Origin of the sequence: Streptococcus sp. 45, assembly GCF_900108865.1 — a bacterium.
Lineage (GTDB): Bacteria > Bacillota > Bacilli > Lactobacillales > Streptococcaceae > Streptococcus > Streptococcus ruminicola.
Genome location: NZ_FNXZ01000001.1, coordinates 125,962 through 145,726 on the forward strand (window position 1 = coordinate 125,962; position 19,765 = coordinate 145,726).

The window sequence follows — 19,765 nt, forward strand, 5'->3', positions numbered from 1 at the left end:
GAGAAGAAAGCTTGCCTTTCGCCGAAGGAGTTACGCTCTCAGGTGTCATAGACAGGACTGGGTGATGGACGGACTTCTGGAGAGACCTAGTCATTTTTTAAATGACACTAGTGACCTTTCGTTAGTATGTTTTTAAGGACTGAGTATTGTAATACTAACATGAAAGAACTAGATAGGCGCCGAAGGGGCAAGGCTAGACACACATCTAGCTCAAACTCTCAGGCAAAAGGACAGAAGATAAGAATCGATTAACAGGTAAGGTGTATTATCTTTGTCAGTCTTCTTATCACTTTTCAGGAGTTATCACTACGATAACTCCTTTTTTCTATTCTAACTGGCATCATAGGACGCTATGTTTTATAGGAGACTTATTCGTATATGCTAAACTTTTTTACAATGCTAGATGATATTGTCTGGGGTGCCCCACTGCTTATTCTCTTGGTGGGAACAGGGATTTATTTAACTGTTCGTCTTGGCTTACTCCAGGTTTTAAAATTACCTAAAGCCTTTAAATTAATTTTCGCAGACGATAAAGGTCAAGGGGATATTTCTAGTTTTGCTGCTCTTGCTACTGCTCTTGCAGCAACAGTAGGTACTGGTAACATCGTTGGTGTGGCAACAGCTATCAAAGCTGGTGGTCCTGGAGCCCTCTTTTGGATGTGGATTGCCGCTTTCTTTGGAATGGCAACAAAATACTCTGAAGGACTTCTTGCCATCAAATACCGTACACGCGATGATAACGGCGAAGTTTCTGGTGGACCAATGTACTATATCTTAAATGGTATGGGTAAACGCTGGAAACCACTTGCAATCTTCTTTGCTGTCGCTGGTATCCTCGTTGCTTACTTTGGTATTGGTACTTTCTCACAAGTTAACTCAATCACATCATCACTTGAAAATTCATTTGGCTTAGCGCCACAAATTGTTAGTATCGTTGTTGCAGTGGTGGTTGCCATCATTATCTTTGGTGGTATCAAATCAATCTCAAAAGTTGCCGAGAAAGTTGTTCCTTTCATGGCGATTATCTACATCCTTGCAACTTTAGCTGTCATCTTTACAAACTTCGATCAAATTCTTCCAGCATTTGGTCAAATCTTCACTGGTGCTTTTACTGGTACTGCTGCTGTCGGTGGTTTTGCTGGTGCTGTTGTTAAAGAGGCTATCCAAAAAGGTATCGCGCGTGGGGTCTTCTCAAATGAATCTGGTCTAGGTTCAGCACCAATTGCTGCTGCCGCTGCAAAAACTGAAGAACCTGTTGAACAAGGGCTTATCTCAATGACTGGTACTTTCATTGATACGATTATCATTTGTACTTTGACTGGTCTTTCAATCATCGTTACTGAGAAATGGACTGTAGCTGGTCTAGAAGGTGCACCTCTAACTCAAGCAGCATTCTCATCTCTCTTTGGAACTCCTGGTGCTCTTGCTCTAACTTTCTGTCTTGTTCTTTTTGCCTTTACGACAATTCTTGGTTGGTCATACTACGGTGAACGTTGTTTTGAATTCCTTTTTGGAACAAAACACATCAAACTTTATCGCGTTATTTTTGTCATCATGGTTGCTCTTGGTGGTTTCCTAAAACTTGAGCTTATCTGGATTATTGCTGATATCGTTAATGGCCTCATGGCTCTACCAAACCTTATCGCTCTACTTGCTCTCTCACCAGTTATTATCCGTGAAACAAAAAACTATTTTGCTCGCATGAAATAAAGCAAACACTCCTGAAATCGTTCAGGAGTGTTTTTTAATGTGATTCTAGGTATTGTTCAATCACTTGAAAAACACCTGATTTAGCATTCGATGGTGCTATAAAGTTTGCAGCAGCTTTCACTGCCTCGCTAGCATTTTCCATTGCATAAGAATATTTCGCTAAGCGTAACATAGCGATATCGTTATCGCCATCTCCAAATGTCATGACCTGATCAGCTGAAATGCCTTTTAAGGCCATCAGCTCTTTTATCCCTAGTGCCTTATCAACACCAGGCAAAACCACATCAATAGCCCCAAATCCACTAGCCATTGGCACTAAATCAGGAAATTCTTTTCTGAAATCCTGGCTAACACTTTCAAACAAAGCCATGGGGAGCTGCATGGTAATTTTGTTAATCTTTTCTTGTGGCAAGTCAAGCATACTATCAAGTAAAATCACATTTGGAAAGCTGGCATTGTAGTATTTCAAGCGCTCCGCATTACCTAGATTCTGGCAAATATAAGCTCCTTTTGTCATGTAAGAATGCTCTGGCGATGAAATCACGATATGATAGTCATCAAAATGATCCTCATAGTATTGTAAAAAGTGCTGCAATTGCTGTGCACTTAGATTTTTCAGGTAAATCGTCTTGTCCTTAACAAGCAAATGGCTACCATTACCAACAACATAAGACAAACGATTGGCCAAATTTCCAAAAACAATCCTCATTCTTGAGATTTGATTGCCTGTCGCCACGACAAATAGAATTCCTCTTTTATCCAGCTCATCCAATAGTTGCTCAAAACGCTTGGCTTCAAATTGCCCCTTTTCATCTAAGAATGTTCCATCCATATCCACTGCTATGAGTTTTATCATCTTTTTCACCATTTCAATTTTTTCTAATACCATGATAGCAGTTTCAAAAAACTTTAGCAAAAGTACAACACAAAAAAGGAAGTATAACTACTTCCTTTTCATTTTAAATATCGGTCACTTTGACAAATGGATTGCCAAGACCATTAATATCACCTGATTGGGTACTTTGTTCTCTCCAAAGTAATTCAATAGGGTACCAACCGTTGTTTGCTGCATTATATGGGTCATAAACGTAAGTATTTCCATTTGAATACCCTTTAAGGACAATTTCGTGACTTGTTCCAAAGCCCCAAGGCGAGAATTTATCTTGTTGAACAGCTGCCAGAACGTGGTGTCCTTCTTTCAGTGCATCAGTCAATTGAGATGAGCTATGAAGTACAGTCGCTGTCATTCCCCAATGTTGCGCTGCAATCACGACACCTCGTCCAGTTGTCCCAGCATCACCGCGATTGAATTCAACGGTATTGTTATAGAGATAAGCACAGACAGTTGTAGGCAAAATTTCTGTTCCTGTTAATGATGAAACAACCATAGCAACACTTGTTGGGGCACAGGCTGTCGAAGCCATTCGGTAACCACCGAAAGTAGTATTTGCCCAACGTCCGTCACGTTGATTGTAATAAGGAGTACTGAAGTTCGTACGTTTAACAGTGAATTCAGTTGATGTCAAGAAATACATTTGTCCATTATCAGACTGGTAAACATGAATGTGATACGTTCCTGTACCAGAGTGATTAGCTACATTAATTAGACCTGTGGCATTTGTTCCAGAAGTATTGGCATCATACCATCTGATGTCATCTTGGTCACTCACATCAGACCAGACAGCATATTTTACAGTACCATTTGAGTAAACACCAGAAATGTTAACGCCGTACACGCCAGTTCCCTTATAAGAGGTTGAAACACTAGTGGTTACTTCCTTGTTGTTAAAAGCATATTGACCTAAATTATAGCCAATGGTTTCACCGTCTTTCGTCTTAACATAGACGTGAACAGTATAGTCAGCCGAAATGTTATGATGGTATTTTTCGTCAACCGTAATAATGACTTTTCCATTTGAAACGTTTGAACTTGTATACCAATGAAGATTTTTCTGTGCAGAATCAGACCAAGCAGCAACAGTTACACTAGCAATATCTTTTGAAGACTCTGTTTCCGCAATTACAACCTGTAAACTACCTTTAGAGGCATCATGATTTTCGACGAGGACTGTTGGTTTTGTCAGCGACTCATTAAAGATTAAATCTACACCTTCTGATCCTGAGAGGCATGTAAAGGAATGAGTAACTTCATTTGTACCATAAACATGAACATTGTAATGTCCAGACTCAAACTTATGATTTTTAGCGTAGAAAGTATAGACATAAGAACCATCAGCTTGCTTAGTAGCGTGATACCACTTCATATCATCTTGACCATTTTTACTTGTCCAAGTTGGTAATTGAATATCATGAACATAAACTGGAACATCTATCACCGTTACTTTTGCAGAATAGTCTGTTAGCTTTTCAATTTGAACCCTTACTTCTGGTTTTGGCACGTTAATACTTGTTGCACTGATACATACCATTTTCCCCTTAACAACAGCATAGGTGTGAATGAGGTATGTCCCATAATCGCCAGTATACTTAGCCATTAGTTGACCATTAGTTGGAACCTTATACCAAATCAAATCATCTTGGTCATTTTGGGCTGACCAAACAGCATGGTAAACAGTCAAATCTGAGCTGACATCGCTTGGCATGCTGATTTGAATACCATTAGTCGTTAAAGTTGGCTGAACATGAACATCACTGAAATGGTAATCAGATTGGAAGCTTGTACCTGTTAAACAAGTCAATGAATTCGTAACTGCATTCGTTCCATAGACATGAACATTGTATTTACCACCTTCTAGATTGTGTTCAGCAATGCTGAAGATTCTTGTAAAGGTGCCATCGGCGTTCTTAGTAGTACTATACCACTGGATGTCATCCTGACCGCCTTTTTCTGTCCAAGTTGGTAGTTGAATACTAGTGATATATATTGGAGTATCACTAACTGTCACTTTGTAGCTTGTGTCATTAATTTTAGTAATCGTCACTTTAGCACTTGGTCTTGGCACGTCAATACTTGTCGCACTGAGACATGTCATTTGACCTTTAATCACAGCGTAAGTATGGATAAGATAAGTGCCATAATCACCAGTGTACTTAGCTGTCAGTTGACCATTAGCTGGAACTTTGTACCAAATCAAATCGTCTTGGTCATTTTTGGCTGACCAAACAGCATGATAAACGGTCATATCTGAGCTAACATCACTTGGCATGCTGATGTGGATACCATTAGCGGTTAAAGTTGGTTGAACTTTAACATCACCAAACTGATAATCTCCTTGGAAGCTTGTACCAGTAAGACCTATTAGCAAATTCGTAACTGCACTTGTCCCATAAACGTGGACATTATATTTACCACTTTCTAGGTTATGCTCAGCAATGCTGAAGGTCCTTGTAAAGGTACCATCAGCATTTTGAGTAGTACTATACCACTGGATGTCATCTTGACCGCCTTTTTCTGTCCAAGTTGGTAGTTGAATACTAGTGATGTAAGCTGGGATATCACTGACTGTCACTTTGTAAGTTGTGCCATTGACTTTTGTGATTGTGACCTTAGCACTTGGTTTTGGAACATCAATGGTACGACCATTTAAACCAATCATTTGACCATTGAGATTTTGGTAAGTATGGATATTGTATTTTCCGTATGAACCAGTGTATTTGGCTACGACGTGTCCATTGCTATCAGCTGTGTACCAAATAAGGTCATCTTGACCATTGACCTCAGACCAAACCGCAAACATGATTTTAGCACCTGCTGGAATAGCTTGATTATACTGAATATCAAAACCTTTATTCGTTAAGGTCGCACTGGTTACTTCGTCTGTAGCGTTTCCTGTTGCTCTGCGTTCAGTAACAAGTTTTTGATTGTCATTAGCAGTAATTTCAGGCTTAACGTTTTGTGATTCATCCGTAAGCTGACTGTTAGCATTAGCATCAACGATTGACTCAGTTTGATTTTCAGAAAGATTGTCAACCTGCTCAGACTCAGCACCTGTGAAATTACTGTCATCAGTAACTGCTGATTTATCGTCATTTACTTCTGTTTGCTCAGTAGTTGTCGTACTTTGCTCATCATTAATTGAACTAGATGCTAACTCAGAATTAAGCTCATTTGCCTTATCATTTTCTGACAAATCACTAGTTTCTTCAGACAAACCAGCATCAGCCTGATAATTTTCACTATTGACATCAGCTAACACGCTATTAACAGTGGCGCTCGTACTTGCTTGCACTTCATCAGCGCAAACACCACCAGCTCCAATAGCCGTCAGCAAGACACCTGATAACAAAAGTGTTCCAATAACACCGTAGGCTTTTGATTTTTTTATTGTTCCGTGACCTTTAACTCTCATAATAATCTCCAATAAACTTTTTAATCTTTAAGTTTATTCTACCACTTTTTATGAAAAAGCGCTTTCTTATTTTCCGTTTATTTCAAAAAATCCCCGCTAAAAGAGCGAGGAATTTATTTATCAGTTTTAATCTTCACTTGCTTCATCAATGGCTTTTTGGCCATTTGTTGAAAGAACTTCTTTATACCAGTAGAAACTGTCTTTTGGTGTGCGATTTAGGGTTCCATTGCCTTCATCATCCATATCAACGTAGATGAAACCATAACGTTTACGCATTTCACCTGTACCAGCTGAGACGATATCGATACAGCCCCACGTAGTGTAACCAATAAGGTCAACACCGTTGTCAATAGCATTTGCCATGGCATTAATGTGAGCACGGTGGTAATCAATGCGATAATCATCGTGAATTGAGCCATCTTCTTCAACAGTATCAAAGGCTCCAAGACCATTTTCAACAACCATCAATGGGATTTCATAACGGTCATAGATTTTTTCAAGATAATATTGAAGTCCCATTGGATCATGCGCCCAACCCCAATCAGAATAAGTCAAGTATGGATTTTTAGCACCAGCTGAGAAGTTACCTGAAACTTGCTCACCGCCAGTGTGAGTTGTCACATTGTTTGACATGTAATATGAGAAAGTATACATATCAACTGTCCCGCGTTTCAAATCTTCAAGGTCTTCTTCTGTAATATCCAATTCAACATTGTGCTCTTTCCAGAGACGTTTGGCATAAGTACCGTATTTTCCTTTTGCTTGCACATCACCACAGTAGTAAATGCCTGATTGCCATTTGTGTTCATTAGCAAGGATATCTGCTGGGTCACAAGTTCCAGGATAAAATGTAATACCACAAATCATATTTCCAATCATGAAATCAGGATTGATGGCATGCCCAATTTGAACAGCTTTAGCTGATGCTACAAATTGATGGTGAAGAATTTGATAACCTTCTTGGTAATCTGCATCACTAGCTTTTGAACCAAACATATCAAGGAACATGGTTGTGTTATTGATTTCATTGAAAGTTAACCAGTATTTAACCAAGTCTTTGTATTCGTTAAAAATAACCTCACAATAACGCACATAAAAATCAATCAGCTTACGATTTTTCCAACCGCCATAATTTTCTTCAAGTGCTAATGGCGTATCAAAATGCCAAATTGAAACCAAAGGTTCAATATTGTATTTACGGCATTCTTCAAAGACTGAACGGTAGAAATCAAGCCCTGCTTGGTTAGGTTCTTTGTCATCACCATTTGGGAAAATACGAGCCCAAGAAATTGACAAACGAAAAACAGAGTAACCCATTTCAGCAAACAACTTGATGTCTTCTTTGTAACGGTGATAAAAATCAACAGCCACATGGTTTGGATAATGCTCTGTATCGAGCACGGCGTATTTAGCGCCTTCAGGAATCTTACCATTATGGCCCATAGCTGGCGCTTTACCAGGTTTACCATCTTTGCCGATATAAGTCATGTAGCGTGGCGCGTTTACTGACCCACCAGTTGTCACATCAGTTGCAACAAGTCCTCGACCATCTTCGTTATAAGCACCTTCGGCTTGGTTAGCAGCAATTGCTCCGCCCCAAAGGAAGTTTTTTGGAAATGCTTTTGTCATATATCTTTTCCCTCTTTCAATTAAGTACAATAATAGTATACCGTTATTTGAAAGCGCAATCTTGCATTATTATCTTGGAAAATGATACTATCCCACTACAAATACGATGACAAAATCTCAGACACCACACGATAACCATCGACATTAAGGTGAAGGCCATCAACCGTACGATTTAGTGGCAACTCACCACTTTCATCGCACAAAGCATCATGTAGATTAAGGTATGTCACACCATCTGCTGACAAGTTAGACAACAAATCATTTAATTTATTGATACTATCATTATTACGATGACTTGGTGTGCGAACAAATCTTGGTGACTCATTCATTGGAAAAACAGATAGTAAGATAATCTGAGTTTCAGGCAACTTTTGTTGAATAGTAGTTATGATAGTCTCAATCGTTTCACACACTTCTTCTGGCTGTCTGGTCTTTAAATCATTAACCCCAATCAAGAGAACAACTTTACTTGGTTTCAAATCTAAAACTTGTGTATTCAGATGTTCTAAAAGCTGCAAACTGTTGATGCCATGAACACCGCGGTTATAAAGCGGTAAATCCGACGTCAGCATTTCATGAATGGGAAAATACTCAGTGATAGAATCTCCAGCAAAGACAACATTTGGCTGTTTTACCAGTTGATTCAAAGCGTCGTATTTTTCCCACAACTGTGCTTGTTGGTCAGCTAAGATTTGCTTACGAAATTCTGTCACATCAGCTTTGTGATATAGTTCTTGAAAATCAGTCATTTTTTCTCCTTTTTGACTATTCTATCACAAATCTGACTCATTCAAGAAATGACGAGCAAGAACTTGCAAAACACCATTTTCTTGATTTGACGGAGCTTGATAGTTGGCTACGTTTTTAATTTCCTGCGGAGCATTTGCCATCGCAAAAGAATATTTAGCCAGTTTTAACATCTCAATATCATTGCCACCGTCACCAAAAACCATCAGATTTTCAGGACCATAGCCCCAGTGATTGAGCAAGAAATCAAGGCCAGTTCCTTTATGCACATGTGATGGAATGACATCAATACAACCAAAACCACTAGAGGTTGCCGTTAGTTGATAATCCGCAAATAAAGTGTTAATTTCATCTCTCACTTGGAAGGTCAATTCATCACGAACCAGTAAAGTGACTTTAAAATAATCATCCTCAGGAATTGGATGTAGATTATCAACGTATTTTAAAACAGGCAAATAATAGCTAAGCAAATCCTTGATTTTTTTCGGTGTCGACATTGGCAAGTATGACGATGCCTTTCCTGCCAAGTTAATCACCGTATCTGGATAATGTTTTTCGATATAATTAACCAAAGCAGAGATGGCTTCTACTGTTTCAAATTCTTCCTGCAAAGTTCGACCATTTTCAATGATGTGACCGCCATTTTCAGCCACAAAAGACATTAAATGTTTGTGTTTAGGAAATTGTTGGATAATCTGACGATACTGGTTACCGCTTGCCACCACAAATTTGATGCCTTCTGCCATAAAACGATCAAACAAACGATCAAATAAAACCTTGTCATAAGTCTTTTTATCTGTTAAAAAGGTTCCGTCCATATCAGTTGCAATTACTTTTACTGTCATAACACCCTCCTTGTCCCCCATTATACGCTAGCTTTCTGAAAAAAGCTTTGAGTATATTCAGAAAAAATGATACTATGACACGAAAAAATCTAACTTCTCTTTCATTTGAAAACAAAAAAAGAACGGGTAAACCCGCTCTTAATTTTTATTAAGCTTCTACGCCTTCTTCTTTGAGAAGTTTCAAATCGTACATTTTAAGGAATGGGAACCAAACAAAGAATGCTGCTAGAGCACAGACAAGAGCTGTGATAACGGCACCGATGTTACCACCAGTTCCGATATAAGCACCAAGACCGATTGGAGTTGGCCATGGAGTTTGGATGATTGATACTGCGGCAAAGCCAAGTTTGATTGACCAGTATGCGATTGAAGCACATACGATTGGTGCGATAATGAATGGAAGGGCAAGGATTGGGTTGTAAACAACAGGAAGACCAAAGATCAATGGTTCGTTGATGTTGAAGATTGCAGGACCCATAGCTGCACGACCAAGCATTTTAAGTTGTGATGATTTAGCTGCTACTGCAAGCCATACACAAGCAAGAAGCATTGCACCAGAACCACCCATGATAACGTATGAGTTAGAGAATTCACCGGCAAATGCGATGTGAGCTCCGTCAACGTTTTCTGCCATGTTTGACAAAAGGATTGGGTTAACAAGACCCATGACGATGTTAGCACCGTGGATACCAACAATCCACAAAGCGTGAACAAGAAGGTAAATAACCACAATACCAAGCCAAGAGTTTGCGATGTGACGAACGAAACCAAATGGAATAGCAACAACGTTGTAGATATCAGTACCAAGTGCGATGAACACACCATCGATAACAAGAACAACAAGAGCTACGAAAGCACATGGAATCAAAGCTGAGAATGAGCGAGAAACACCTGATGGTACTGCTTCTGGCATTTTAACAACCCAGTTACGTTTGATACATACACGATAAAGTTGAACAGCAAGGATAGACATCAAGATTGCTGTAAACATACCAGATGTTGACAAACGAGCCAAGCTGTTACCACCAACAGTCCAACCATTGATTGTAGCACCTTTGACGTTCAAGTAGTCAAATGCACCATTTTTAACAAGCAATTCTGGAATTGTCAAGAAGAATGCAAATACTGAAAGTAGAGCACCATATACTGGGTCAACGTTCAAATCTTCTTCGTCAGCAAAGATTTTTGTATACTCATAACCAATAACGATGGCAAAGTATAGAGACAAGATACCCATTGTACAGTTGTAAGCTTGCAAGTAAAGAGGTGCAATTTTGTCAACTGAGTTTGCCCAAATTGATGTTAAGGCAGGAATTGGAAAGGCTTGTGGGATAATGCTCAAGACAAGGAACATAGATCCGACGATAGTAAACGGAATACTTGCCATACCAGCGGCAACAATTGCACGAACAGGACGCCAAGCAGATACCTTAGCCATCGGCCCCATCAAGTACTTTTCTAAAAATTCAAACATTTTCTTCTCCTCCTAAAAACTGTTGAATGTTTGTTGTTAACTAATTGATTGATGCCAAATATTTTTGAATGCGATAGTATTGTTTATCTGAATTACGATTGATACAAGCGATTTTTACTAACATCCATGATGAAATCATAATCCCAAGTAAAAGCATCACGATGAGAAAAATTTGAGTCGTACCATTTTCAGATAAGAATGGATAAAAACTGTGATATTGTTTAAATACAGTGGCAATAATTAAAATGATATTTAAAGCAATAATCGTTTGGAAATAAAATTGCGTCTTAACCGCAGGTTTTTGTTCCCTTGAATACATTCGCGATTGTTCCCACATACAAATGGCACCAAAAGCAGCCATAAGAACTGGAATGATAACTAGACTGAAGTTACTAGCAGATAAGAACATCAAGATCCAGTACAGATTGATGAAAAAGAAGAAGGCAACAACGTAGCGAATGAGGAAGTAACGTGTGTAATACATGTTTTTAATCCCATTTTCACGCCTTGTAGCGTCTAATTCTCTCTTCTCCTTTTCTGTTAAAGCAGCCATAGTTATCTCCTTTCTTGCCTAACTAACCGATTTTTTTGTATAATTCTAACATTTCAAGTCCAACTTCACGAAGTGTCATTGTAGTCATCAAGTGGTCTTGAGCATGAACCATGATGATTTCAACATTAACTTCTTTACCACCTGCGTATTCTTGGAGCAAGTGTGTTTGTGATTGATGGGCTTTTAATAATTCGTCATTTGATTCTTTTAACTTTTCTTCTGCTAACGCATAATTTCCTTCGCGCATCGCATCAAATGCTTCGTGGACGATTGAACGTGCGTTACCAGAATTTAAGATAATCTCAAATGCTGCAACTTGCAATTCTTCTGAATTCATATAACTCCTACTTCCTTTTTAAATCGTTAAAAATATTTTTTTAAATTCATCAAATGATTGGCAAGCTAACATTTGTTCTTGAAGTTTTGGATTATCAACCAAATCAACAATGGCAGATGTTAACTCTGGTAGTCCATCATTATCATGAATTGACATTGACATTAAAAAGATAATTTTGATTGATGGATATTGTTCATCCCATTTCACACCATTTTTAACAATCGCTACTGCAAAATGATGTTTGCTACCGACGGCTTTCAAAGGATGAGGTACGGCAATGTTTTTCCCGAATACGATGGAACTCATAGATTCCCGCTGTTTCATCATATTAAGAAGTCGTTCCTCAAATTGCTCATTTTCATTTTGTGAAATGCTCTGAGCTAGTTTTTGCAATACCTCTTCTTTTGAAGCGTCCGATAGTAGAAAGAAATAGTCTTCTGAGAAGTAATCATCAAACACATCGCTTACACTGAGTTCTGATTGACGATCTTCTACATTTGCTAAAGACCTATTCAAATGAGAGATTCCCTGTTTAATATCCTTTAACTCTTCATCATTTAAGAAAACTGAAACCGTAAAGACTGGAATATTGAAAATCAAGTTTGACAAGTCAATAGAAGAAACGATAAAATCAATTCCTTTTAACTTTTCATCGTTGATTTCATAATAACCAATCACATCCGTAATTGAAACCAAGTTCCCGAGCTCGTTTTCAATACGGCTCTTAAGCATTTGAGCACTGCCGTATCCCGTAGCACAGATGACAAGAACATTGTATTTACGTTGTTCTTTGTATCTTTCTTTGGCAGCCATAAAATGCAGAGCAATGTAGGCGATTTCATTTGGTGATAAAGTGTAAGCACTGAAAGTTGGCATATTAGCTACAACACGTTCAGCTAGTTGATACATATCGCGATAATTGGCTTGAATTTCCGCTGTCAAAGGGTTTTCCATAACAACCCTGCTTTGCAAGCGAATGAACATTGTTGATAGATGAGCAAGCAAGCCCTCAATCAATTGGAAGTCATTCTTAACAGTTGGATTAATTTGGTCAATACTGTCAATCAATTCCTGACGCATTTGCTCTTGCAAAACTTCAGAAATGTGACAAGCACTCCCGTGACCTTTTGAAACCAAGTGGAGAGTAATGTAATCAACTTCTTCTGCTGGAAAATCAATGTGCGTAGATACTGAAACACGTTTTAAGATATTTTCAGCAATTTGACGTTCTGCCAAACCTCTCAGTACCAGTTCATCTTCTGACACCTTGCTAATGCGAAAACCTTCGGTAATGCGACGGATTGCTAAAGCAATGTGGATGACTAGATTTTGAATCACAAAGTCTGATAATTTAAGACCACCTTCCCGACATTCATCCAGAACAATGATGGTTAACTCTTCAAAAGAAATTTTTTGATTAAGCAACTCATTATCAACGTATGAATGCATGGTGTTAATAAAACCAGAATCAATAAAGTAATCCATGATGAAACGACGTTTATCACGTTCTTGTCCTAAGACGTAAACCCCTTTATTGGCTTTGCTTTCAATTTTCAAATGATAAGGTTTAAATTTTTGTCTTATCTTTTTAAAATCACTAGATAATGTTGATCGACTAACAAACAACTCATCTGCTAAATCATCAAAATAAATTTCATTTTGTTCAAACAAAAGTTTGTTTAACAGATAATTGTAGCGATCATTGATATCAGTAATGTTTTGGTAATTATTGTGATGATCATTGATATGATTTTCTTCCAAAAAATCAGCATAAGCATCATCATCTACGATGTCTAACTTATAGCCATAACCTTGCTTGGAAATCAAATCAATGCCTGAGTAAAAATCTAATTTTTCAACAAGTGTTTTATAGTAAGTTCTAATTGTTCTATCCGAACATCCTAATTGCGCTGCTAGTTCTTTACTAGTAACGAATTTATCCTTATCTTTAATAAGATATTGAATAATCTGCTTTTCTTTTTTATTTAACACAGAAGTGGACACCTCCAAGTACCATTAGAACTATTATATCACAACGGGCATTAGATGTTTTCTTTTACCAAAGCTGCCATTTTTTCAATACCCATTGGGATTGGAATGTAAGCTTGTGGTGGAATTTGAACAATTGGTTTGTTTGTTTTAGCAGCTGCATCTGCCAATTGTTTAAAGTTCATTTTAGTTTGTGGGCTGACAAGGTACAAATCGTATTTATCAGCTTCGATACGTTTTTGTCCTTCTGGAACCCCAACAGCATCCATTTCAATGTCTTCACCTTTTTCTTGAAGATATGTCATTGTTTTTTTAGCAATCATTGATGATGACATACCACCTGCACAGATAATTAAAGCTTGTTTAGCCATAACGTTTAATCTCCTTTGTTTTTTGTTTACACTGATATTATATGAAAACGCAATCATTATGTAAACGCATTCTTTTTCCTATGTGATGCGGAAAAAAATAAGACCACTACGGAAATTTTCCGTTTAGATACAACTTTTTCCGTAATCAAACTGCAATCACTACGGAAATTTGCTGTAAATCTTCAGTTTTTTTAGAAAAAAAGAGCCAAACTAGTGAAAACTAGCTTAACTCCTTTTCATTTTTTATTTCCCTAGAAAAAAGCGGGAATAAATAATTTTGTATAATTCACAGAAACTTGATTTTCTTGTAAGCCTAACTCATCAGTAATTAGCTTTTTCAACTTTTCATCGTTCATTATAGAATAAACACGATAACTTTTTGAATCTTTATGAAGCACTTGAATCGTATCAGCAATCCTTTGATTGGCTAAAATATCTGGTTGCTTATCAAGATTTGTAAACTTAATGATGTAAGGTCCTCCCATTCGTTCACCTTGATTATCATAGACTTTTCGATATTTGCTAGTCAAAAAGTAATCAAGAGCAATCAGAACTAAAAATGCGATAATAATAACCCATTTAATGCTCATATTCGTCATCTCCTAAACTACATCATACCAAGGGCACCTGATAGTTGTGCTGGGCGGATATAAACTTGTTCATCTGACAAGTGATAATCTGCCATCAAAATCTTTTTCAATTCCACATCGTTGAGGTGTGATTGAACGCTGCAAGTATCATCTGAAGAACCTACAACTCTAACTTTTCCTTTAAGGTTAGCATTGTTTGCTAAATCAGGCATTTTTGCACCATCTTTCATGACAATCACATAATCATAACCAAATGTTTTTGCCACCCAAAGTTGATTTCTAACGCTGTAAACACCAGCTACAATAAGTGCAATAACCAAAATAATCAATAGAACTTTCATCATCATTAATCTCCTTTAACCTATTGTTTATGAAGTCTTTCTTAAAACTTCATTGACATTATAAGCTGTTTCTACAAAAAAACAATCATTTTTAAAAATAAAATGTCAGAATTATTAACAAGAGTGATTATTAATCGTATTTTTTATAGTTATATCTTGAAAATAAACTTTGGTAACTTTCTTATGACTTACTGAGTAATCTCGACAGACACCTGAGTTGAATCCAGTTGATAATCCTTCATCAAGGTTGTCTTCAGCTCGGTATCATTAATCTGTGATTGTACCTTGCAAGTGTCGTCTGTTGCCGAAATAATCTTAATCTTTCCTCTAAGATTATCATTTTTTATCAAATCTGGTAACTTCAGTCCATGATGCATGGTAATGGTGTAATGGTAACCAAAGCGTTTGGTCACGCCCATTTTGATTTGGACAACACGAACAATCGCAAAGATTAACAAAAACCCAAAAATAATTGCTAAAATCGTCACCATAATAACCCTCACCTCCTTGTTCCTAACGGAACACTCAAATTATACGATTACTATAATCCTTTTTGAAAGCCCTGTCAATTATTTTCTGTAAGGCTTCTTTTCAGAAATTAAATAGGAAGAATCCACTGGAATTCTTTTGCAAAAAAGCCTCCAAAACATTGATATAACAACATTTCAAAGACTTTTAAAAATTATTTATAAATTATTTTACAAATAAGGATAATTCCTGCTAAGGCAACTGAGATGGTATTGGCAACAATTAAAGCTGGATCTGAAACGGAAATTCCATGCGCCAACCACAATGCCATCCCAGTGACTGACATGGTATACATGCCAAGTGAAATGGATTCAACGTCTTTGGTTTTTAAAACCTTGATCATTTGTGGCAAAAAACCAAACGTTGTCAAACAAGCCGCAATATACCCAATCATAAAGACCTACTCTCTTCTTATAACCATGTAAAAACCTTCGTAGGGTAAGAGATTACACCCCCACAAAGGTTTCAAAATAATAACTTAATGAATAACTTTAGACTTCTTCACCGTTTGAAGCAATGACTTTCTTATACCAGTCAAATGACAATTTTGGTGTACGTTTGTAAGTACCGTTACCTTCGTCATCTTTATCAACATAGATGAAGCCATAACGTTTGCGCATTTCACCTGTACTTGCTGAGACAAGGTCAATACAACCCCATGGAGTGTATCCCATCAAATCAACACCGTCTTCGTCGACAGCTTTAATCATTTCTTTGATGTGAGCACCAAGGTAATCAATGCGGTAATCATCGTGAACCATGCCGTCTTCTTCTACTTGGTCAATAGCACCGAAACCATTTTCCACGATGAAAAGTGGCAAGTGGTACATATCAGTAAACCAGTTCAAGCTATAGCGAAGACCTTCTGGGTCAATTTGCCAACCCCATTCAGAAGCTTTAACGTATTTATTTTTAATCAAATCTTCTGTTTCAAGGTAGTCAAAGTGTGGGTTATTTTCACGGTGAGAATCGATTGCAAATGACATGTAGTATGAGAATCCGATGTAATCAACAGTTCCCTCTTTCAAATCTGCCAAGTCTTCTTCTGTCACATCGACATTGATACCTTTACGTTCCCAGTATTTAAGAATATGATTTGGGTAGAAGCCATGAACATGCACATCAGTGAAGTAATAACGTTTTTCCATGGCTTTTTGTGCCATTAGGATATCTTTTGGATTACATGTTGCAGGGTAAATTGGACACATGGCAATCATACAACCAATTTGGAAATCAGGGTTGATTTCACGACCAATTTTAACCGCACGCGCAGATGCTACCAATTCATAGTGAGCAGCTTGATACATAATCGCTTCGCGATCATCGCCTTCTTTGTAAACAATACCAGAGTTTGTAAATGGTGCAAAATCTTCTTGATAGTTAGCTTGGTTATTGATTTCATTGAAAGTCATCCAATATTTAACTTTATCTTTGTAACGACGGAAGCATGTTTCTGCAAAACGAACAAAGAAATCAACCAATTTACGGTTTGTGAAACCACCATATTCTTTAACCAAATGATATGGCAATTCAAAGTGAGACAAAGTAACAACAGGTTCGATACCGTGTTTCAAGCATTCGTCAAATAAATCATCGTAGAATTGCAAACCTGCTTCATTTGGTTCTAATTCATCACCATTTGGGAAAATACGTGTCCATGCAATTGATGTACGGAAGCATTTGAAGCCCATTTCAGCAAACAAAGCAATATCTTCTTTATAGTGATGATAGAAATCAATCGCTTCGTGGTTTGGATAATATTTACCTTCAACCACACCATCAGTGATTTCACGAGGGACACCATGACGACCAGCTGTCATCACGTCAGCAACACTGAGTCCTTTTCCTCCTTCTTTCCATCCACCTTCAAGTTGGTGAGCAGCAACTGCACCACCCCACAAAAAATTATCTGGTAACTTAGCCATTACATATCCTCCTTGTTTAATACACTGTCATTATAGCAAGCGGTTACAAAAATAAAAATAGAAAAAATTTCCTAAGTCATTAGGAAATTCCTTCTATCTTGTTTCCTTTTTATTTTTTGAGAATGAGGACTAGGTCCCACAAAAAGAGCAACAAAGCCACGACAAAAAGGCCATTTGATAGGATTTCTAAGTTTTGATTAAAACTCAAAATCGTCGCACTTATCAATACGGCAAAAAAGAGCAAACTCAAAACGAAGCGGTTAACCACACGATTAAAAAACTTAATACGGTTGGTGTAATCGTATAAATCATGGTTAACTAAAATACGTCCATTTAAGACTTGTTCCAAGAGTTGATTGAGACGACGCGGGATATTCTTACCATTTTTAAGCTGGTAAAAGAGCTCAATAAGCAAGGTTTCTTTGTTCAAAGCTTGCTTAAGCATGTCAGGTCCCATATTTTCTAGGAAATAATTCTTAGCAAGGGTCATGAGGTCAACTTCTGGAGCTAATTCACGGAAAATGCCTTCAATTTGCAGAGCAGCTTTTTCTAAAATGGTAATCTGTGGAGATGCTTTGAGTCCATTTTTGACAAAGACATTTAACAAATCCTCAATCAAATCTGTGATAGACAAGACACCGATATCTAGGCTAGAATATTTAGCCAACATGCGCTCTACGTCTTGTGCAAGCGCTGACTTGTTCATGGACGTGTCGAAACTTGTGACAGACAAAATGCCTTTCATCATACCTTCGACGTCTTGTGCTGTAAAGCTATAAAGAATATCATTTAAGGCCACGCGCATGCCATTATCAAGTTTTCCCATAATCCCAAAATCAATAAAATAAATCTTACCGTCTGAGATAAAAAGATTACCTGGATGAGGGTCGCCATGGAAAAAGCCATCTTTAAAGACTTGCTTAATGAAGCTAAGCATGAGTTTTCGACCGATATCTTCAAGGTCATAACCCGCCTTAATTAACTCATCATAGTGATTGATTGGAATCCCTGAGACATAATCTTCAACAATCAATCGTGGTGTCGTGAACTCATCATAGACTTCTGGACTAGCAATACATTTACTTGATTGATTCAATTCAGCAAAGGTAATCATAGCTTGAGCTTCATTGCGAAAATCAATTTCACGCGTCAAGCTTTCTTTGATTTGCTGCAAAACCTCTGGTAAGTCCACCATTGGAAGAAATGCCTTCGGGATACGTCTTGAAAGACGAATCAAAAGTGTCAAGTCTTCCTCGATAATTTCTGGCAAATTTGGGCGTTGAATTTTGATAATAACATCTTTCCCATTTAGCAATTGAGCACGATGCGTCTGAGCAACTGAGCCACTAGCTAGTGGCTCAGGTCTGATTTCAGAAAAATAAGCGGAAACAGGACCAGTAAGCTCAGCCTCAATGGCTTCCATGACTGATTCCGTTGGAAGAGGAAGTACATTACTCTGTAACTTGCTTAATTCTCTAACATAAACTTCTGGGAAAATATCACTTCTTGTCGAAAGGATCTGACCAATTTTAACAAAACTTGGTCCTAATTTTTCAAACGCTAAGCGAAGCTTGCGAGGCGTTGATTTATCTTCTGCTGCTTTTCCTTTTTCGATTAAAGAGGTTAACCCAACTGAACTAAAGGCACCGATGATTTCTCTTAAGCGTCTACCTGACATAACCCACCAATAATTTCTAATTTAAGATATTTGACTTCTTCAAAAGCGCGTCAATTTTGTCTTCAAGACGAGAAACATCTTCTTTGGTAGCATATTGAACAGGTTTTGTTTTAGCATTTAATTGATCTAAAAAAGCTTGTGCTTCGTCTTCACTTCGACGTTTTAGTTCAGAGTGCAATTCTTTTCCTTCGTCAACAGTGAGGCGTCCTTTTTCGACTAACTCTTTTACAAAAGCATCAGCTTTTTCCAAAGTCATAGACGTCAAACCAATACCGGCTAAGAGAACTTTTTTCAATTCTTCCATGATTAATTCCTCCTTGAATGACTAAATTAACATTATGTTTACCCTTTCATTCTACTACTTTTGAGATAAAATATCTAAAAGAAACAGTCGTTTCATGAAAGTTTCTTATACTAGAAAACTGATAAATTAAAAAGCTCCGCAGCTAACAAAGGAGATTAATTTGTCATGCGGAGCTCTTTCAAAAAATGTAAACAATTGTGTCTCATAGACTCTAAAACCACTTGCTAGCACGATCAAAAAAGAGGTCTCGCTAAGTGATTTTATACCCTTATTATAATCAGCTAGCAAAAATGATTCTAACACTATTCTTCTCATTTATAATACTTTTATATGATATAGTCTTGAAAATTTTTATGAAACCCTTTTCTAGAATACGCTTCCATTTTTCGGATTATTCTGCTATAATAAAAGAGTAGTTAATACTATGTTATGAT

The 19,765-nt window shown here is 37.5% G+C and carries 18 protein-coding genes and 1 riboswitch; of the genes, 1 reads left to right on the plus strand and 17 read right to left on the minus strand.

Going from position 1 to position 19,765, the window contains the following annotated elements; translation table 11 throughout:
• The first annotated feature begins 66 nt into the window (after window positions 1-66).
• A riboswitch (glycine riboswitch) is annotated at window positions 67-244 on the plus strand.
• A 134-nt stretch (window positions 245-378) separates the two neighbouring features.
• A complete protein-coding gene (locus BMX18_RS00605; protein WP_074602055.1) occupies window positions 379-1,710 on the plus strand; it encodes an alanine/glycine:cation symporter family protein in 1,332 nt (443 codons plus the stop codon).
• A gap of 34 nt (window positions 1,711-1,744) precedes the next feature.
• Here the strand turns inward: BMX18_RS00605 and BMX18_RS00610 are convergent, their stop codons facing one another.
• The 17 genes from BMX18_RS00610 to BMX18_RS00690 form a co-directional block, all read right to left on the minus strand.
• Complete coding sequence (locus tag BMX18_RS00610; RefSeq protein ID WP_257609154.1) at window positions 1,745-2,599, minus strand: Cof-type HAD-IIB family hydrolase; 855 nt, start codon at window positions 2,597-2,599, stop codon at window positions 1,745-1,747.
• 70 nt (window positions 2,600-2,669) lie between these two features.
• The gene (locus BMX18_RS00615; protein WP_093814604.1) at window positions 2,670-6,020 is read right to left on the minus strand and encodes a GBS Bsp-like repeat-containing protein; all 3,351 of its coding nucleotides are present in this window, start codon (window positions 6,018-6,020) and stop codon (window positions 2,670-2,672) included.
• Between the two features lie 126 nt (window positions 6,021-6,146).
• Window positions 6,147-7,649, minus strand: coding sequence for a glycoside hydrolase family 1 protein (locus BMX18_RS00620; protein ID WP_074602060.1), 1,503 nt, complete (start codon window positions 7,647-7,649; stop codon window positions 6,147-6,149).
• 95 nt (window positions 7,650-7,744) lie between these two features.
• Entirely contained in the window at window positions 7,745-8,398 is a 654-nt protein-coding gene (locus BMX18_RS00625) for a GDSL-type esterase/lipase family protein (RefSeq protein ID WP_074602062.1), read from the minus strand.
• A gap of 24 nt (window positions 8,399-8,422) precedes the next feature.
• Window positions 8,423-9,241 carry a Cof-type HAD-IIB family hydrolase gene (locus tag BMX18_RS00630; protein WP_039696819.1) on the minus strand — a complete coding sequence of 273 codons (819 nt, stop codon included), beginning with the start codon at window positions 9,239-9,241 and terminating at the stop codon, window positions 8,423-8,425.
• Window positions 9,242-9,389: 148 nt separating this feature from the next.
• Window positions 9,390-10,715 (minus strand): PTS cellobiose transporter subunit IIC, encoded by a 1,326-nt coding sequence (celB, locus tag BMX18_RS00635; protein WP_039696815.1) that lies wholly within the window; start codon window positions 10,713-10,715, stop codon window positions 9,390-9,392.
• Between the two features lie 40 nt (window positions 10,716-10,755).
• Complete coding sequence (locus BMX18_RS00640) at window positions 10,756-11,268, minus strand: hypothetical protein (protein ID WP_093814606.1); 513 nt, start codon at window positions 11,266-11,268, stop codon at window positions 10,756-10,758.
• A gap of 22 nt (window positions 11,269-11,290) precedes the next feature.
• Window positions 11,291-11,605 carry a PTS cellobiose transporter subunit IIA gene (locus BMX18_RS00645; RefSeq protein ID WP_020916861.1) on the minus strand — a complete coding sequence of 105 codons (315 nt, stop codon included), beginning with the start codon at window positions 11,603-11,605 and terminating at the stop codon, window positions 11,291-11,293.
• An 18-nt stretch (window positions 11,606-11,623) separates the two neighbouring features.
• On the minus strand, window positions 11,624-13,597 hold the full coding sequence (locus BMX18_RS00650) for a BglG family transcription antiterminator (RefSeq protein WP_074563808.1): 1,974 nt from the start codon (window positions 13,595-13,597) through the stop codon (window positions 11,624-11,626).
• 50 nt (window positions 13,598-13,647) lie between these two features.
• Window positions 13,648-13,965, minus strand: coding sequence for a PTS cellobiose transporter subunit IIB (locus BMX18_RS00655; protein WP_020916863.1), 318 nt, complete (start codon window positions 13,963-13,965; stop codon window positions 13,648-13,650).
• 251 nt (window positions 13,966-14,216) lie between these two features.
• A complete protein-coding gene (locus tag BMX18_RS00660) occupies window positions 14,217-14,555 on the minus strand; it encodes a hypothetical protein (protein ID WP_257609155.1) in 339 nt (112 codons plus the stop codon).
• 17 nt (window positions 14,556-14,572) lie between these two features.
• A complete protein-coding gene (locus tag BMX18_RS00665; protein WP_093814610.1) occupies window positions 14,573-14,899 on the minus strand; it encodes a hypothetical protein in 327 nt (108 codons plus the stop codon).
• 185 nt (window positions 14,900-15,084) lie between these two features.
• Window positions 15,085-15,387 (minus strand): hypothetical protein, encoded by a 303-nt coding sequence (locus BMX18_RS00670; RefSeq protein WP_093814612.1) that lies wholly within the window; start codon window positions 15,385-15,387, stop codon window positions 15,085-15,087.
• Window positions 15,388-15,578: 191 nt separating this feature from the next.
• Complete coding sequence (locus tag BMX18_RS00675) at window positions 15,579-15,818, minus strand: SemiSWEET transporter (protein WP_014334819.1); 240 nt, start codon at window positions 15,816-15,818, stop codon at window positions 15,579-15,581.
• A 97-nt stretch (window positions 15,819-15,915) separates the two neighbouring features.
• Window positions 15,916-17,349: a 6-phospho-beta-glucosidase gene (locus tag BMX18_RS00680; RefSeq protein WP_074563813.1), complete on the minus strand. Its 1,434-nt coding sequence runs from the start codon at window positions 17,347-17,349 to the stop codon at window positions 15,916-15,918.
• A gap of 109 nt (window positions 17,350-17,458) precedes the next feature.
• Window positions 17,459-19,027, minus strand: coding sequence for an ABC1 kinase family protein (locus BMX18_RS00685; RefSeq protein ID WP_093814614.1), 1,569 nt, complete (start codon window positions 19,025-19,027; stop codon window positions 17,459-17,461).
• A gap of 16 nt (window positions 19,028-19,043) precedes the next feature.
• Window positions 19,044-19,331, minus strand: coding sequence for a phasin family protein (locus BMX18_RS00690; protein ID WP_039696806.1), 288 nt, complete (start codon window positions 19,329-19,331; stop codon window positions 19,044-19,046).
• Between the last annotated feature and the right edge of the window lie 434 nt (window positions 19,332-19,765).

What these genes read in the sequence shown, in the direction of transcription:
- BMX18_RS00605 (WP_074602055.1), top strand. Translation starts at nt 379, where the DNA reads ATGCTAAACTTTTTTACAATGCTAGATGATATTGTCTGGGGTGCCCCA.
- BMX18_RS00610 (WP_257609154.1), bottom strand. Translation starts at nt 2,599, where the DNA reads ATGGTATTAGAAAAAATTGAAATGGTGAAAAAGATGATAAAACTCATA.
- BMX18_RS00615 (WP_093814604.1), bottom strand. Translation starts at nt 6,020, where the DNA reads ATGAGAGTTAAAGGTCACGGAACAATAAAAAAATCAAAAGCCTACGGT.
- BMX18_RS00620 (WP_074602060.1), bottom strand. Translation starts at nt 7,649, where the DNA reads ATGACAAAAGCATTTCCAAAAAACTTCCTTTGGGGCGGAGCAATTGCT.
- BMX18_RS00625 (WP_074602062.1), bottom strand. Translation starts at nt 8,398, where the DNA reads ATGACTGATTTTCAAGAACTATATCACAAAGCTGATGTGACAGAATTT.
- BMX18_RS00630 (WP_039696819.1), bottom strand. Translation starts at nt 9,241, where the DNA reads ATGACAGTAAAAGTAATTGCAACTGATATGGACGGAACCTTTTTAACA.
- celB (WP_039696815.1), bottom strand. Translation starts at nt 10,715, where the DNA reads ATGTTTGAATTTTTAGAAAAGTACTTGATGGGGCCGATGGCTAAGGTA.
- BMX18_RS00640 (WP_093814606.1), bottom strand. Translation starts at nt 11,268, where the DNA reads ATGGCTGCTTTAACAGAAAAGGAGAAGAGAGAATTAGACGCTACAAGG.
- BMX18_RS00645 (WP_020916861.1), bottom strand. Translation starts at nt 11,605, where the DNA reads ATGAATTCAGAAGAATTGCAAGTTGCAGCATTTGAGATTATCTTAAAT.
- BMX18_RS00655 (WP_020916863.1), bottom strand. Translation starts at nt 13,965, where the DNA reads ATGGCTAAACAAGCTTTAATTATCTGTGCAGGTGGTATGTCATCATCA.
- BMX18_RS00660 (WP_257609155.1), bottom strand. Translation starts at nt 14,555, where the DNA reads ATGAGCATTAAATGGGTTATTATTATCGCATTTTTAGTTCTGATTGCT.
- BMX18_RS00665 (WP_093814610.1), bottom strand. Translation starts at nt 14,899, where the DNA reads ATGATGAAAGTTCTATTGATTATTTTGGTTATTGCACTTATTGTAGCT.
- BMX18_RS00670 (WP_093814612.1), bottom strand. Translation starts at nt 15,387, where the DNA reads ATGGTGACGATTTTAGCAATTATTTTTGGGTTTTTGTTAATCTTTGCG.
- BMX18_RS00675 (WP_014334819.1), bottom strand. Translation starts at nt 15,818, where the DNA reads ATGATTGGGTATATTGCGGCTTGTTTGACAACGTTTGGTTTTTTGCCA.
- BMX18_RS00680 (WP_074563813.1), bottom strand. Translation starts at nt 17,349, where the DNA reads ATGGCTAAGTTACCAGATAATTTTTTGTGGGGTGGTGCAGTTGCTGCT.
- BMX18_RS00685 (WP_093814614.1), bottom strand. Translation starts at nt 19,027, where the DNA reads ATGTCAGGTAGACGCTTAAGAGAAATCATCGGTGCCTTTAGTTCAGTT.
- BMX18_RS00690 (WP_039696806.1), bottom strand. Translation starts at nt 19,331, where the DNA reads ATGGAAGAATTGAAAAAAGTTCTCTTAGCCGGTATTGGTTTGACGTCT.